Origin of the sequence: Acinetobacter sp. YH12235, assembly GCF_013417705.1 — a bacterium.
In the GTDB taxonomy this organism is placed as follows: domain Bacteria; phylum Pseudomonadota; class Gammaproteobacteria; order Pseudomonadales; family Moraxellaceae; genus Acinetobacter.
The window spans coordinates 1-15353 of record NZ_VPDL01000019.1; the positions used below are offsets into that span (position 1 = coordinate 1).

A 15353-nucleotide genomic window follows, 5' to 3' on the forward strand; every position below is an offset into this window, starting at 1 on the left:
AGTGATGGGAGAGAATGTTCAAGAGTGGATTCTAAATGTTCAGATAAAGACATAAAAAAATGAGCGTATTTACATACACTCTTTTTTACTACATTTTACTAAAATTTGCTTAACTGACTGGCATTACTTTGATGAGGAGCTTTTTTATTTTATTCAAACTTTTAAATCTGATATGGGACATTAATCTTTGCGGTAGCAGGATAGTCCAGAAATTTTTCCTGCACCTGGGTTTTTAGATATTCTGAGCGCCATTGTTGTGGTGTTTGAGCCGTCCACTGCTTGAAGGCACGCTGAAATGCGCTCTGCTCAGAATAGCCAAGCAGCATGCTGATTTCCTGCAGACTCAGATGAGGGTCTTTCAGATATTGCATGGCCATCATGCAGCGGATTTCCTGCATACGCTGCTGATAGGTCTGACCCTGTTTTTGCAGGTAACGTTGTAGCTGACGTACAGAAAAATTCATCTGTTTGGCGATATGTTCAATCTGGAACATATTTTTCTGCAGACCCACCAGAATCGCCTGTTGCAAGCGTTGATCAATCTGGGTGGAGTTCGGGAGTTTTTCCAGCACCGCTTCTGCCTGTTGCATCAGTAATTTCTGTAAGGTCTGATCACCTTTCTTTAAAGGCGTAGACATTTCACTCACAGGAATCAATACCTGATTTTTGGCCTGACCAAAACGGACCTTGCAGCGGAAATACTGTTCATAGACCGCAATATTTTTATTGACCGGATGTTGAAAATGGACTTCATGCAGATGCAGTTGATGCTGGTCAAGAATGCTTGAGCGAATAAATTCTGTCATGAGCGCGATAGCAATCTCATCTGTGAGTTGCGTACTCACTTTAAACGGAATCTCGCTCCAGGAAATAGACAGGTAATCTCGATCCAGACTGACCTGTAAAGGACTGCCATCATAGATCAGGCGATGATAGTCATGATAACGCATAAAGGCTTCGCCCAGCGTTTCACTGGATAATGCCAGATAGCCAATAATACCCAGATGCTTGGCTTGCACCAGTTGCGCGATTTCCAGGCCGAGTGCTGGCCGCTGCAACTCCTGGTCCAGCTGGCTGAGCAGATCACGCCAGAGAATATAATCAAAACGCTCCAGGTTCTGGATCGCAAACAATTTCTTGGGAATGTCCAGTTGTTTGAGCTGGTAATAGTCCAAAAGCAAATGTCCTAAACCACCATATACCGAACCGACATAATCTTGGGGAACGTGCATTTTTTAATTCTTTTGTTCTGTCGTTTTTTGTCAATGATATTGAAATTATCGGTCAATATCTAGCCCTTTGTTTGACCTATAGTGTAAACAAACAGGGAGGAAAAGATCATGTGGAAAGGCTTTCTAGCAGGACTGGTCGTAGCCAATGGCTTTGAATGGTTTGCGCATAAATATGTGCTGCATGGTACGCATCGAGCAGGGCAGACGCGTTATAGCCCAGTGCCGGACAGCATGCGTTCACATTGGGAACATCATCGTGAAGTTCGCAAGACCAGATTTTCTGATTATGCCTATGTGGAAGGTTTGAAAAACTGGCGAATCCGCAATGAAATCGGTTCACTGGCCGTCGCAGCAAGCGTATTCGGGCTGGCTTTTTATCCCTTGTCCAAAGGTATGTTTTTGGCCACGCTGTATAGTGCAGGCAATTATTTCTATATGCATCGGCGAGCACATCTGGAGCCAGAATGGGCCAGAAAAAAAATTCCTTGGCATTATGATCACCATATGAATAGTAACCAAGACGCCAACTGGTGTGTAACCAAGCCCTGGTTTGATTATTTGATGGGAACCCGGGTGATTTCCTCAGCAGATTTACAGGAAAAAAATCCCCTTGGTATTGTCTTGCCGGAACAGATCTCTATGCGCTTAACCCACTTAACCCAGCGTTATTTCCCGGCTAAATGGGCTAAAGATCGTGATTAAATAACTTAAAATTCGAGTAATCTGCCACATAAAATGTTAACCATTTCTCACTTTGGTTAACCCTGTCGTGATTTGTCAATAAATTCTGCATATATTGTCAATATTGCGCTCAGGATTTCACCTATATTTGCGTCTGTTGATGATTGAAAGTCTTATCAACCTGCATACAGATTGAGTTATATTGTAAATGTCAAAGATACCAAGTGCTGTAGTTCTTCTTGGTTTTTATAGGGAGTCGCAAGACTCCTTTTTTTTTGTCCAGAATTTAAATGATTTCTAAGAATAATGCATAAAAAAAGAGCGTGATATTCACGCTCTTTTTCATTTGAAGGCTGTCGTTTAAAGACGCATTTCAATACCTTGAGCAGCTAGATAAGCCTTGGCCTCAGGAATGGTATGCTGGCCAAAGTGGAAAATAGAGGCGGCAAGTACTGCATCGGCACCACCATGGATAATCCCGTCAGCCAGATGCTGCAAGTTGCCTACGCCACCAGAGGCAATCGTTGGTACAGTGACGCGGTCATTGATAGCACGCATGAGTGGAATGTCATAACCTGCTTTGGTGCCATCGGCATCCATAGAGGTAATTAACAGTTCGCCTGCGCCGTAGCTGGCCATTTTTTCTGCCCATTCCAGGGCATCAATGCCGGTCGGTTTGCGTCCGCCGTGGGTAAAGATTTCCCATTTATTCTCGCCAGTTTTTTTGGCATCAATCGCTACCACGATACATTGCGCGCCAAAACGCTGTGAGGCTTCCTGTACAAACTCAGGGTTGAAGACGGCTGCCGAGTTGATGCTGACTTTGTCTGCACCTGCATTTAATAGTAGACGAATATCTTCGACTTTACGCACGCCACCGCCTACGGTAAGCGGTACGAATACAGATTCAGCCATACGCTCAACGGTACGGTAAGTGGTGTCGCGTCCATGATGTGTAGCGGTAATATCAAGGAAAGTAATTTCATCGGCACCTTGTTCATTATAACGGCGTGCCACTTCTACCGGGTCACCCGCATCACGAATATCAAGGAACTGAACACCCTTGACTACGCGACCGTTGTCGACGTCCAGACAAGGAATAATACGTTTAGCTAGCATAAATTTTTCCAATTATTACAGCCGATTATGAAACTCACCCACGCAAGCGCTACACCTTGGTAGATGGAAACGGTATTCTAGCAAAAATATGTAAGTTTTTTCGCAGGTTTTCTATGTCGGTTTATACCACTTTGACTTTAAAGGAAGTTCAGGATTTCGCAGCACCTTATGGACTTGAGGTGATTGATCTGATTCCCATTCAAGGAGGTATCCAGAATACGAACTATTTTCTGGTCTGCGAAAACCAGCAATATGTGCTGACCGTTTTTGAAGATATGGATGAACAGGCCGCTGGAGAACTGGTGCCGGTCTTGCAGCATCTGGGTCAGGCAGGTCTGGCCGTACCTGTGCCTTTATCCCACTCAGGCAAAGCCATTCATACGCTAAAAAATAAGCCGGCACAAATTGCACCACGCATGATGGGCGAGCATCCGATGCCATCTACCGTTGCGCAGGCGGAAGCGATTGCCATTGCTCAGGCCAAAATGCATGTCGCACTGAAAGATTTTAAACTTGAGCGCGCCTTTGTCCGTGACCATGCCTACTGGTATAACGTAGCACAGGAAATTAAACCGAGTCTGAACGCAGCAGATAAAGTCTTACTGGGTAAACTTCTGGGCCTGTATGAAGCTTTAACCGCAGTATATCCGGATCGTCCACGTGGCTTTATCCATTCGGATCTGTTCCGTGACAATACCCTGTTTGAGGGTGACCAACTGAAAGGTATTCTGGACTTTTACGAGCTGAATAAAGATGAATTCCTGTTTGATATTGCAATTACTTTAAATGACTTCTGTACCAATTATCCGGAAGTTACTTTAAATGAAGAAAAGGCCAATGCCTTTTTAAAAGCCTATGAAACTGTGCGTCCATTGACTGAGGATGAAAAATCATGTCTGGAGCTTTACCTGGCAATGGCTGCGGGCCGTTTCTGGATGATGCGTTTACAGGTGGCACAGAAAAATGCTGCTGAAGGCCGCACCGGTGAAGATATTCTGCAAAAAAATCCGGAAGAGATGCGTAACATGCTGATTGAACGTTTAAAATTTGTGACAGCTTAAATTAAAAATAAACAGGAACAGGCAAAATGCGCGATCAGGGACGTTTGGTAGAATGGTTTGATGACAAAGGCTATGGCTTTATTCAGCCCAATGATCCGGCCAAAGATCGCGTGTTTTTGCATATCAAAGATTTTGCCCGTCCCGGTCCACGGCCAATTGTTGGTTGTGCGCTAGATTATCTGGTGATTCTAGATGAGCAGGGACGTTATCGTGCCCAGCAGGTTATGTACCTGAAAGCATCACAAACCAAAACGGCAAAAACAAAAACTAAAACATCAGGCCGAAGCCAGCCAGAAAAACTACAGCCGATGCAGGTTGCTTCTGTGGCCTATATTTTGGTACTGGCAGGACTCAGTTTAGCCGGCTTATTGAGTGGAATGATCCTGTTACTGGTGAGCCTGATGAATGTCCTCAGTTACTGGCTATATGCCCAGGATAAGGAAGCGGCACAACTGGGCAATCGCCGTATTCCTGAAAACACCCTGCATTTGGTAGCTTTTCTGGGAGGATGGCCGGCAGCCTGGCTGGCACAGCAAAAATTACGTCATAAAACACAAAAACAACCCTTCCGGCAAATTTATTTTTGTACTATAGCTTTTAACATCATTTTGATTATATGGCTGATTTCTCCCTTTAACAGCCTGAATATCTAGAAACAACCACAGGAGCGTAGATGAACTATTCAATTGATAAAGACTCAAATCGCACGCTAACCCTGATTCTTTATATCTTATATATCGTGGCCATTTTTAGTGGTGGCTTGCTGGCAGTGATTGCACTGATTATTAACTATGTGAAGCGCTCGGATGTACGAGGCTCGATTTTTGAAAGCCACTTTACCTGGCAAATCCGCAGTTTCTGGTGGTATCTGTTCTGGAATATTGTAGCCTTTGTGCCGTTCCTATTCCTGTTCTTTACCCATGAAGATCCGGACCTGTTTGCAGGGGTTGCTTTTGGTGCATCCACTTTCTGTCTGGTTGTGGTCTTTGTTTCCTGGATCTGGATTGTCTATCGCGCGATTCGCGGCATTATGCGTCTGAATGACAATCGACCGATGTATACCAAATAAGATTAGCTATATTTATTTCTCTAGATAAAAAACTCTCCCTTTTCTAAGAGGGGGAGTTCATAAGCTTAGGAAAGATCTTCCTTCAACTCTTCTATTTTTTCTTTTCTAAAAAACTTTGGCTTCCATTCGCTGGCAATCACCCCAAGTACCACCATCAATCCGCCTAGAAGTGCCAGCGCAGGCAAACGTTCTCCCGCCATACGTCCAAATAAACTTGCCCAGATTGGTTCACCGGCATAAATGATCGCAGCTTGAGAAGGATCTACCATTTCCTGTGCCCAGTTCATTACCAACTGAATACAGGCACTGGCAATACCGAGACCGACCAGAATACCTGCCAGATGCCAGTGAAAGTCAGGTAACTGAGATTCACCCAGTATCGGTGCCATCAGAAAACAAAATAACGAGGCAAAAATGAGTTGTAGCACGGTGACACGCCGAGTATTCACCTTCGGAGCAAAATGACTGATAAAAATAATCTCAAGCGCAATGGCAATCGAGCCGAGCAAAGTCAAAGCCTGACCAAAATTCAGCTGAATGGCACCAAAGCCATTACCGGTTAAAAACACCAGACCGAGAAAGGCAAACAGGGCACCGACCCAGGTCATGAAATATGGTTTTTTACGGAACAGTAGCCACAGCAGTAGAGGCACTAAGGGAACATATAGCGCAGTCAAAAAGGCCGATTCACTGCTGCTAATCGTTTGCAAGCCCACCGTTTGTGTTCCATAACCGATCGCAATCACAGCCCCAATGATGGCACCCGCTGCCACTTCTTTAAGCGTCATGCCTTTCAAGTGCTTCAGCGACAGCAGAGTTACGGCAATTGCCGCCGCTGCAAAGCGTAATCCGACAAAGATCACCGGACTACTAAAATTCAAACCATATTGTACGGTGATAAAACTGCCGCCCCAGATAATCGTAATCAGGATCAGAGCAAGTTGAGGAACTTTCGTCCTCCAGGTAGAGGATGTTTGGGAAACAGATGTCGACATGGGAGAGAGGATCAAAAAAATTGAACAATAAAAAAAGAGGTCCACAGACCTCTTTTTCAGCAGACGCTATTATAGCGCTTCTTGTTCATCCAGCAATAATTGTGCTTCACGTAGATTTAAAGTGCCTTCATAGATCGCACGACCGGTAATCGCACCTAAAATGCCAGGCTGATCTTTCAGGTTACGCACGTCATCCATATTGGTTACACCACCTGAAGCAATTACAGGCAGACCTGAATATTGTGCCAGATGTACAGTTTGCTCAATGTTGACACCCTGCATCATGCCATCACGGGCAATATCGGTATAAACAATACTAGACACGCCAGCATCCGCAAAACGTTTTGCCAGATCAGTCGCTTTTACATCAGTCACATTCGCCCAGCCATCGGTTGCTACCATGCCGTTCATGGCATCGATACCCACAATAATATGGCCTGCAAATTTTTTGCATGCTTCTTCCACAAATTCAGGATTTTGCACTGCTTTTGTACCAATAATCACAAAAGATACACCTGCTTCCAGATAATGCTCGATAGTTTCCAGTGAGCGGATTCCGCCACCAATCTGGATAGGCAATTCTGGCTGTGATTTGGCAATGGCTTCTACCACTGGCTTATGAATCGGTGTACCTGCGAAAGCACCATTTAAATCTACTAAATGCAAGCGGCGAGCGCCTTCATTTACCCAATGCTGTGCTGTTGCCACCGGATCGTCAGAAAATACGGTATCGTCTTCCATACGACCTTGTTTTAAACGGACACATTTGCCATCTTTCAGGTCAATTGCAGGGATGATCAGCATGCTTTCGCTCCTTGCTTAATCTTTAGAATGAATTTCAGTGAGTTCATCTTAGCAAATAAAGTCGAAATTTCTAACTCTTAAACGGTATGAAAAAAGAAAACCTGTCTGAAGATATGCTGGAGTGACAGGATTTTATTCTTCAATTTTTTTATTCTTTGCAATACTCCTGATGGAGTCTGATATCAAAATGATATTTCGCTAGAAAACTGATCTTCTGTTTGTTCAAATTTTTGAATGCGGGCGAATTTTCAATTTTAGTGAAGTATTGGGAACTTCCTTAGGACCCAAGCCACGGTGCAGCAATTCTTCAAAGACCAGTAAAGGTGCATAGGCATCTGCAGCCGCATATTCAATTTGTGCCTGACTGAGATGTTTTTTCGCCCAGTTCGATGTCGTAACCCGTTTTGATTTAGGAAAATTCACCTGAAATAGCAAAGCCATCGCATTTTTTAATCCAAGAGGATTTTTAATGCCGAACGCACCAAAGCACTTTGACAGTTCAATCACACTGTTCAGCTCAATGCCTCTTTTACGGAAAAGATGCGCATCATTTTTCAGGCCAAAACCAACTTTAATCTGGTCTCGATTGGCAAAAATCGGTTTCAGAAAATCCCAAATGGCAGCATTCATCTGAAACAGGTAGGCCTTTTCCAGAGTGGCCAGCTGAATCAGATGCGGACCAGTAGAAACTTCACCGACCTTGAATGTGGGTTTAGATTCAGTGTCCAGACCAAAGACCGCGATCTGCTCAAGTTCTTCGCGTAGAGCTTCACATTGCTGAATGCTGTTAATCACCGCAATATTTTCAGGCGCGATATTTTGAAAAGGTGGAAAAGTCGCTATTGCCTCTTTACTCGGCAGAATATCGTTAAGCTGGGTATCCATGATTAAAGCATCTTCCATTGATGAATATTCAGGTTGAATAGAGCATACCTTAGAGAAGGAAGCTTGGATGTGAATTATTTTTCAAAAATAAAATTTTAAGCTGTAGCCCATAAAAAAGCCCGCATGATGCGAGCTTTTTGAATGTATTGGATTAGATATTCCAATCCACAAAGTTTTTTAGCAATTGAAGGCCTGCAGTATGGCTCTTTTCCGGATGGAACTGGGTCGCAAACAGGTTGTCTTTATGCAGGGCAGTACAGAAATCAATACCATAGTTACAGGTCGCTGCCACGATGCTTGGATCTTGTGGTTCCACATAGTAACTGTGCACGAAATAGAAACGTGCATCCTGAGCAATGTCTTTCCACATTGGATGGCTTGGATCGGCCTGATGTACCTGGTTCCAGCCCATATGCGGTACTTTTAAACCTGCCATTTCCGGGAAGTGTTTGACTTCACCGGCAAAAATGCCCAGTGCATCCGCACCGCCATTTTCTTCGGAACGTTGCATCAGGGCCTGCATACCGACACAGATGGCCAATACCGGTTTGTTGAACACGGCATTACGTACGACTTCATCAATTCCAGCTTCATGCATGCCTTGCATACAGTCACGCATTGCACCTACACCCGGAAAAACGATTTTGTCGGCTTGGGCAATCAGTTTTGGATCATTGGTTACATCTACCGTTGCACCGACGTGTTCAAGTGCTTTGGCTGCTGAGTGTAGGTTTCCCATGCCATAGTCAAGAAGGCCAATACGGGTCATTACAAGGTACCTTTGGTTGAAGCAACAGTATTCGCAGCACGTGGATCAACTTCACATGCCATACGCAGTGCACGGGCAAACGCCTTAAATACACTTTCGATCTGGTGGTGACTGTTTTTACCTTTCAGGTTATCAATGTGTACAGTCATCAGCGAGTGGTTGACAAAGCCCTGGAAGAACTCAGAGAACAGGTCTACATCAAAACGGCCAATCATGGCGCGGGTAAATGGAATGTCCATAAACAGACCCGGACGGCCAGACAGATCCACCACGACACGGCTTAAAGATTCATCAAGCGGCGCATAGAAGTGTCCATAACGACGTAGGCCCTTTTTATCACCCAAAGCCTGAGCGAAGGCCTGACCTAAGGTAATACCACAGTCTTCTACGGTATGATGGTCATCAATTTCCAGATCTCCATCACAATGAATATCAATATCGAACAGACCATGTCGCTTGATTTGATCAATCATATGATCTAAAAATGGAATACCAGTGTTTAAAGTGCCTTGACCAGTACCATCGAGGTTCAAACGAACTCGAATTTTGGTTTCGTTGGTATTTCTTACCACTTCACTGATACGATCTGTCATAGACACGTTCCTCAAATACGTCAAAATGATTGATGTAGAAAATATTTTCGCCGTGACGACGTCACCGCATATTAGATTGCTCAGGAGGGTTTATCAATGCCTATTACCGTACATGCTTATACTTCTCTAGAAAACGACGAAGTGCGCAGCCAGCTTGAGCGACTGTATGACACTAGCCCTGAATTTAGTGATGGGGCAGATGCCATTGAACATCTAGAGCAAAACCTTGCACAGTATACCTTACTTTATACCGCAGAATTTAACACCAAAATCATCGGCGCCATCTGGTGCACAGGACAAGGCGAAAGTCGAACCCTGGAAAACATTGTGGTGCATCCGGCCAACCGTGGACGCGGGGTTGCAGAAAGGCTGGTGAGTGAGGCATGCCGCATGGAAGAGGAAAAAGGAGTAAAAGCATTCGTACCGGGATGCGGGGCCATTCACCGATGTCTGGCAAATCTTGAAAAAATTTAAATATAGATAAATTTCAAGCAGCCTTCGGGCTGCTTTTTTTGTAAATACCAGATTCAATTTGTTTTATTAGTCAGGTATTTGCTGAAAATATTGCTGTATAAATACGCAAATCGATGGAAAAGTAAACATTTGATGATTTTTATACGTTATGTACTTGACGATTAAGAGCTGAAACTGTTTAATACGCGACATCGGCGTGATAGCTCAGTTGGTAGAGCAACGGATTGAAAATCCGTGTGTCCCCAGTTCGATCCTGGGTCTCGCCACCATATTCAAAACGATTTTAAAGTTTTCAATCCCTGATCCCATCAGGGATTTTTTTTAGGCCAAAATTCAGACACTCAATCTTTTTTTTCATAATTTCGATTGACTAATGTGTCCAGATACGGCTTAATACACCGCATCGGCGTGATAGCTCAGTTGGTAGAGCAACGGATTGAAAATCCGTGTGTCCCCAGTTCGATCCTGGGTCTCGCCACCATATTCGAAAAAACCTCAAACAATGTTTGAGGTTTTTTTTCGCCTGTGATTTTTGATTCAGCCTAAGAATTAACTTGTTTTGCCATTCATCTGAGCAGGAATGAGTTCTCAAAATAATCAAGGTAATCTAATAGATAATTAAATACAGACTTTAGCAACCGATAAAGGCACTCAGGTTGTGAAATTTGAAGTAGGGGGAAAGCCCATGAATAGTCTAAAAACATCTTTATTTGGGATTCTGTTAGGTACATTGAGCATAGCAGTACATGCAGAAGAACAGAAACCGGTACTTACCTTACCGACGATGACCATTATGGCTGAACCTGAAATGAGTAATGAGACTGGCTATGTCCCGTTTATTGAGAATGAAGCCAATCGTCTTGCCTTGCAGCATCAGGTAATCCGGGGAACTAAGGATGCAGAAAATTTTATGGTCAATCCAAATGTGCTGGCAAACCTCGATATTAAGCCGACCCAAGCTCCAGATTTGAGTTTACTGTCACCTGCACTGCAACAGTATGTGATGACCATTGCCCAGGGCTTACAATCTGGTGATCCAACCCAGGGGCTATATACACTGCTGGAGAATGTCGGGATCGATCGTAGCAGCAGCTTGCAACCAGGACGCGGTCTTCAACTACAGATTAATCTGGACAAGGTGAATCTGGGCTTATTAGAAAACTACAACAATCCATCTCCTGTAGCGCAATTTCCAAGATCTCCTTAAAGGATGAGCCAGTAATGCAAATCAATCCCCATATTGGGGATTTTTGCTTTTTTAAATCTAACTTCTGAATAATTCATATTTTTTAGGAGCTTTGCTCCTGATTTGCTGGTTGGCTTTATGAGGGTGTAATGGATTCGATTGACCGTTTATCAAACTTAACAATAAGAAGCTGTATTACTTGTAAGATTTAATCTGACGCTTTCCCTTTTCCAACCGAGGGGTAATAAGATGAATCTCCTAAAATCCATTCAAAGCTTGGGCCTGATGCTGACCTGTACTGCTTTTACTCTCCCTGTACTGAGTCATGCAGCTCCTGCTCATTCTGAAGCAACCATACTTCCCACCTTAACTGTCATGGCAGAGCCTGAAATGCGGGCTGTAACTGAAATCACGCCTTATCAGGAAGGTGCCAGCCAGCGTAAGGCTTTGCAGATGCGCCTGATGAAAATTGAACGCGATATCCAGGCTTATAGTGTCGATGGTGATGTCGTTGCAAATATTGACATGGGGGCAGCAGCGCCTAATCCAGATCTGGACAGTCTGCCTACTGTGTTCCGGGAATATGTACTGGCAGTAGCGCAAGGCTTGCAGTCCTCAGATCCAAGAAACGGAATCTATGTGATTTTGCAACCTTTCGGTATTGACCGGAATGCAACCAATGTCCAGATCGTCCGGGAACAGTTTGATCCGAATCGGCTTGAGCTCAGGCTGCCTTTTGGTTCACGCTAGCACACAATCCGATGGGCCAGGCTGATCAGGTCAGTCAGTTTCGGTATAGCCAGATCACGTCATGAAGAAAGGGTGGGTTAAAAACTTATTTCCTTTCTTCAGGCTTTTTACTGGATTCATTTTTTCAGTATTGAGGAAGCACGTTCACAAATGTGAAAAGCTCTATGTCTTGAATTATGCTGGAAAAATAAGCATAGTGTAAAAAATCAACAAGATCTGGATGACAGACCTGGAGCGTGTAGATGCCCCGTGTTTTTATGATTATCGCTGGAGTGGTACTGGCAATTTTGATCTGGTTATTTTATCAAAATTCTGTAGAGCAGAAACAGCAGGCCGATTTGCAAGAATATGAAACGGTACTGGAAGAAAAAACTGGATCTATTTTGCAACAGGCACAGGATTGGTCTAAACCGATTCAGATTGATCTGGAAGATGATCGTCTGGATGGGGATTATGCCGTGATGGCCCAATTTATTCTGGGTCAGATGCGTGATCGTGCCGAGGCTCGCAATCAGTATTTACGTGACCTCAAAGCAGCGGACTGGGATCGTTTTCTGGACATTGACCGTTTAGCCAAAGATCAAGCCCAAGACTATAAAGAAACCGAAGCCATGCTGAAGCGTGTGCATGAAATTGTCGATGGTTATGAACAGACAATTCAACAGCGGGCAACCCAGCAGTTAGAGCAGGTGAAACAGCTGGACATTAAAAACCGCTATCGTCAGCAGCTGGCAGATAATCTGAAAGCCAATCAGCAGCAGGATAATGCCCATGCAATTTTTGAAATTGAAAAACAGAGTCTGGCCAAAGCAGACCAGCTATTTCTGGTGCTGAAAAACAATAAATGGGAAAAGAAAAACCAGACCTTTATGTTCTATGAAGATGCACCCTTAAAGCAATTCAATAAGCTGTATCAGGAAATAGTGCAGCTCAATCAGCAAATGACTCAAGTGGATCAGCAGGCACTTAAAGAGGCAGAGAACAAACTCTAAGTATAAGGATCTTATGATTTCTTATCTCTAAATGACATGATGTTTTTCTGTCAGAATTAGTCTTGTTGCATTGCTTACATCAAAGATGTGCCAGTTCTCATTGGTAAGAGAACCAGCTATGCTTAAGAAAAATGAATATCCAGAAGCATGTTTGCAGACGGAAAGCGAGAAGAGGGAGCACAATCTTTTATGCAACAATTGAAATGTTATAAAGAATTTCCGGTCTGGATGCAGCAAGCTATCCCACAAGGATTCAAGCAGCCACACAATACCAAAGCGGGCACTTGGGCAAAGCTGACTGTGCTCAAAGGTGAGCTGCATTTTGCCATGCTGGATCCGTCAGGTCATATACAGTCTCAACATGTATTTACGCCAGAGCAGCAACCACCGTTCATTGAGCCACAGGCATGGCATAAGATTATTTCTGCCAGTGAAGATGCAGAATGTCAGCTGCGTTTTTACTGCAAACCTGAGGATTACTTTAACAAGAAATATCAGCTAAGCCCGACCCATTCGGAAATTCTGGCAGCTATGCCGTATTTAAAGGGTGGTCGTGTGCTGGATGTCGGTTGTGGTTCAGGCCGCAATTCGTTGTATTTGAGTCAGAACAGTTTTGAAGTCGACGCCTGGGATGTGAATGAAAATAGTCTACAGACCTTAAGACAGATCATTCAGAATGAAGAAATCGGGAATATTCAGGTTCAGCAACGGGATTTAAATCTTGACCCCAGTATTCAGGGTCAATATGACTTCATTTGCTGTACAGTGGTGATGATGTTCCTGCAGGCCGATACCATTCCACCACTTATTGCACAGATGCAGCAGGCGACAGTGCCGGGCGGTTATAACCTGATTGTCTGTGCGATGGATACCGATGATATTCCGGTACAGCCAGACTTTCCGTTTAGTTTTAAGCCGGGACAGCTTAGTGCCTATTATGAAGGCTGGAATCTGGTGAAATATAATGAAAATGTCGGTGAATTACACCGAGTAGATGAGCAGGGCAACCGGATCAAGCAGCATTTTGCGACTATGCTAGCCCGAAAGGTCTAATAAGAGATTTATAGGTCTTTATATTTTTGACTTTAAATCTGAAAGAGCCAAAAAACAAAAAAAAGATGTCACTCGGACATCTTTTTTTATGGATTTAAAATATCTTAAGCAGATTTTTTAAACCAAGAGAACCACCCTTTTTTCTCGGCTTTTACAGCTGCTTCGGCAGGTGCTGCTTTTACTTCTTCAGCTTTTGCTACAGTTGCTTCTTTTACTTCAGCAGTTTTTACAGCTGCATCAGTTTTCACGGCTTCTACTTTAGAATCCGCTACTTTTTTCATATCTGCAGGTGCAGCTTTTGCAGCTTCTACTTTTTGAGCCGCTTCAGTTTTTGCTGCTTCTTTAGTTTGAGCAGCTTGTTGTTGAGTTGCTTCTACTTTAGCGACAGCCGCTTGTTTCTCAGCAGTAGCTTTGGAAGCAGAGTCTTGTGCTTTAACAGTCGCAGTCGCTACTTTTGCTTGTGCAGGCGCAGTTGCTTGTTGAGCAGTTTGAGCGGCAACAGTTTTTGCTTGTTCTTTCATTGCAGCAACAGGAGAAACTGTTGCAGAAGCCATAGCAGAAGCTGAAGTTGCAACGATTGCAGTTGCTAGAAGTGTTTTAAGCATTTTCATGCATAACCCCATAAATAAAGGAGAGAAATGTGGGGTTATGATACGCCTGTCAAATATAAGTGGCTGATGGATAAGTTTTTATTGGTTGAATATTCAACTAAATTTACAAAGGGATAACATTCTTTTAAATAAAAAACCCTGTTATTAAACAGGGTTTTTTATTTATTTCTATTTTAAAGACCCAAAGGTTTTAGCATATTTGGTGTCGTTACGCTAACTGGGCCGGTCTGATAAAGTTTTCCATCGAATTTTTGATGCTTAGACCATAAAATTTGTTTCTTATCCAAATCAACATAAGAAAGTACATAGTATTGGCCTTCTGTAGGTACTGGATCATCTGCTACAACTACACCCATTGTTAAAACTGCGAAAGCAGCTGTGCCGGCAATATTACCAATCCGTTTTCCTAAAGAAGGCTGTTGTCCTAAGACCTGGATGACCAGAACCTTAGATGTGCCTAACACAGGCTTGAGATGGTCAGTTAGGCGATCTGTAATATCAATATCTACAGGTTGATAGTTATTGCTTAACGCATAACGCCCATGGCTGGCTTTAAAACTCTTTTGAAGCAGCAGTTGGATACTTGCACCATCCAGATCAGTAATTGCAGGTTGGTTGGCTGCCAAAACAGGATAAGTGCCTAAATATTCAGGTTGCGACTCTAAAGTATTACGTTTTTTATAAGTCTGAATGGTACGCTTTTCAAAGAAACCGCAATGTGTTGGCTGGAAGGTTTTGGTCACTTGAACCGCATTCTGGTTTAACTGTTTTACCAATGATTGAGATATTGCTTCGGCAGTACGATTAGATTGATCCAGTAAAATATGACTGTCACCAAGTTCTTTACGTAGTAGGCAGGCATCTGTCAAGATAGCCACAGGTTGGGTTTTAAATTCTTTTTGAATTCTTGCAAAGTAATCAGATTGTGGTGCTTTTGGTGTGCTGGCACATCCTACCAAGCTTAGACTCAGAACTGTAAATGCTAAATATTTTTTCATAATTATTTTAAATTTATATTTAATATTCAACTTTATCATAAATAAGGCTATGTGTATTTTACAAAACTTTGAATGAATAGT

18 protein-coding genes and 2 tRNA genes are annotated in these 15353 nt (G+C 43.3%); 11 read left to right on the forward strand and 9 right to left on the reverse strand.

Annotated elements, in window-relative coordinates:
• Positions 1 to 161: 161 nt before the first annotated feature.
• Entirely contained in the window at positions 162 to 1232 is a 1071-nt protein-coding gene (locus FTV13_RS10620; protein WP_180002503.1) for an AraC family transcriptional regulator, read from the reverse strand.
• A gap of 108 nt (positions 1233 to 1340) precedes the next feature.
• Here FTV13_RS10620 and FTV13_RS10625 point away from each other — a divergent pair, with 108 nt between their 5' ends.
• On the forward strand, positions 1341 to 1934 hold the full coding sequence (locus FTV13_RS10625; protein WP_179991945.1) for a hypothetical protein: 594 nt from the start codon (positions 1341 to 1343) through the stop codon (positions 1932 to 1934).
• Between the two features lie 339 nt (positions 1935 to 2273).
• Here the strand turns inward: FTV13_RS10625 and hisF are convergent, their stop codons facing one another.
• Complete coding sequence (gene hisF, locus FTV13_RS10630) at positions 2274 to 3032, reverse strand: imidazole glycerol phosphate synthase subunit HisF (RefSeq protein WP_004781588.1); 759 nt, start codon at positions 3030 to 3032, stop codon at positions 2274 to 2276.
• A 113-nt stretch (positions 3033 to 3145) separates the two neighbouring features.
• Between hisF and FTV13_RS10635 the strand changes: the two genes are divergently transcribed.
• From FTV13_RS10635 to FTV13_RS10645, 3 genes are read left to right on the forward strand one after another with little or no spacing between them, the layout of a single operon-like run.
• Positions 3146 to 4093, forward strand: a complete 948-nt coding sequence (locus FTV13_RS10635; protein ID WP_034170208.1) for a homoserine kinase — start codon at positions 3146 to 3148, stop codon at positions 4091 to 4093.
• Positions 4094 to 4119: 26 nt separating this feature from the next.
• Positions 4120 to 4746 (forward strand): DUF1294 domain-containing protein, encoded by a 627-nt coding sequence (locus FTV13_RS10640; RefSeq protein WP_034170207.1) that lies wholly within the window; start codon positions 4120 to 4122, stop codon positions 4744 to 4746.
• Between the two features lie 20 nt (positions 4747 to 4766).
• Positions 4767 to 5162 carry a hypothetical protein gene (locus tag FTV13_RS10645; RefSeq protein WP_004781593.1) on the forward strand — a complete coding sequence of 132 codons (396 nt, stop codon included), beginning with the start codon at positions 4767 to 4769 and terminating at the stop codon, positions 5160 to 5162.
• Positions 5163 to 5227: 65 nt separating this feature from the next.
• Here FTV13_RS10645 and FTV13_RS10650 read toward each other — a convergent pair whose 3' ends face one another.
• The 5 genes from FTV13_RS10650 to hisB form a co-directional block, all read right to left on the reverse strand.
• A complete protein-coding gene (locus tag FTV13_RS10650; RefSeq protein ID WP_180012023.1) occupies positions 5228 to 6157 on the reverse strand; it encodes a DMT family transporter in 930 nt (309 codons plus the stop codon).
• Positions 6158 to 6226: 69 nt separating this feature from the next.
• Positions 6227 to 6961, reverse strand: coding sequence for a 1-(5-phosphoribosyl)-5-[(5-phosphoribosylamino)methylideneamino]imidazole-4-carboxamide isomerase (gene hisA, locus FTV13_RS10655; protein WP_005232592.1), 735 nt, complete (start codon positions 6959 to 6961; stop codon positions 6227 to 6229).
• Between the two features lie 222 nt (positions 6962 to 7183).
• Positions 7184 to 7864 (reverse strand): 3'-5' exonuclease, encoded by a 681-nt coding sequence (locus FTV13_RS10660; RefSeq protein ID WP_373686584.1) that lies wholly within the window; start codon positions 7862 to 7864, stop codon positions 7184 to 7186.
• Between the two features lie 133 nt (positions 7865 to 7997).
• Positions 7998 to 8615, reverse strand: coding sequence for an imidazole glycerol phosphate synthase subunit HisH (gene hisH, locus FTV13_RS10665; RefSeq protein ID WP_180012025.1), 618 nt, complete (start codon positions 8613 to 8615; stop codon positions 7998 to 8000).
• Positions 8615 to 9208: an imidazoleglycerol-phosphate dehydratase HisB gene (hisB, locus tag FTV13_RS10670; RefSeq protein ID WP_005232589.1), complete on the reverse strand. Its 594-nt coding sequence runs from the start codon at positions 9206 to 9208 to the stop codon at positions 8615 to 8617. Before hisB ends, hisH begins: the two co-directional genes overlap by 1 nt.
• 96 nt (positions 9209 to 9304) lie before the next feature.
• Between hisB and FTV13_RS10675 the strand changes: the two genes are divergently transcribed.
• From FTV13_RS10675 to tehB, 7 genes are all read left to right on the forward strand, one after another.
• Positions 9305 to 9682 carry a GNAT family N-acetyltransferase gene (locus FTV13_RS10675; RefSeq protein ID WP_004781604.1) on the forward strand — a complete coding sequence of 126 codons (378 nt, stop codon included), beginning with the start codon at positions 9305 to 9307 and terminating at the stop codon, positions 9680 to 9682.
• A 193-nt stretch (positions 9683 to 9875) separates the two neighbouring features.
• Positions 9876 to 9951 (forward strand) — tRNA-Phe (locus tag FTV13_RS10680).
• Between the two features lie 136 nt (positions 9952 to 10087).
• Positions 10088 to 10163 (forward strand) — tRNA-Phe (locus tag FTV13_RS10685).
• 204 nt (positions 10164 to 10367) lie between these two features.
• Complete coding sequence (locus FTV13_RS10690; protein WP_179991949.1) at positions 10368 to 10889, forward strand: hypothetical protein; 522 nt, start codon at positions 10368 to 10370, stop codon at positions 10887 to 10889.
• Positions 10890 to 11117: 228 nt separating this feature from the next.
• Entirely contained in the window at positions 11118 to 11618 is a 501-nt protein-coding gene (locus FTV13_RS10695) for a hypothetical protein (protein WP_159123718.1), read from the forward strand.
• Between the two features lie 242 nt (positions 11619 to 11860).
• Positions 11861 to 12610 (forward strand): hypothetical protein, encoded by a 750-nt coding sequence (locus FTV13_RS10700; RefSeq protein ID WP_159123719.1) that lies wholly within the window; start codon positions 11861 to 11863, stop codon positions 12608 to 12610.
• 189 nt (positions 12611 to 12799) lie between these two features.
• The gene (gene tehB, locus FTV13_RS10705; RefSeq protein WP_180012027.1) at positions 12800 to 13663 is read left to right on the forward strand and encodes an SAM-dependent methyltransferase TehB; all 864 of its coding nucleotides are present in this window, start codon (positions 12800 to 12802) and stop codon (positions 13661 to 13663) included.
• Between the two features lie 104 nt (positions 13664 to 13767).
• Here the strand turns inward: tehB and FTV13_RS10710 are convergent, their stop codons facing one another.
• Positions 13768 to 14274 (reverse strand): hypothetical protein, encoded by a 507-nt coding sequence (locus FTV13_RS10710; RefSeq protein WP_180012029.1) that lies wholly within the window; start codon positions 14272 to 14274, stop codon positions 13768 to 13770.
• Between the two features lie 173 nt (positions 14275 to 14447).
• Entirely contained in the window at positions 14448 to 15272 is an 825-nt protein-coding gene (locus FTV13_RS10715; RefSeq protein ID WP_166136827.1) for a hypothetical protein, read from the reverse strand.
• Between the last annotated feature and the right edge of the window lie 81 nt (positions 15273 to 15353).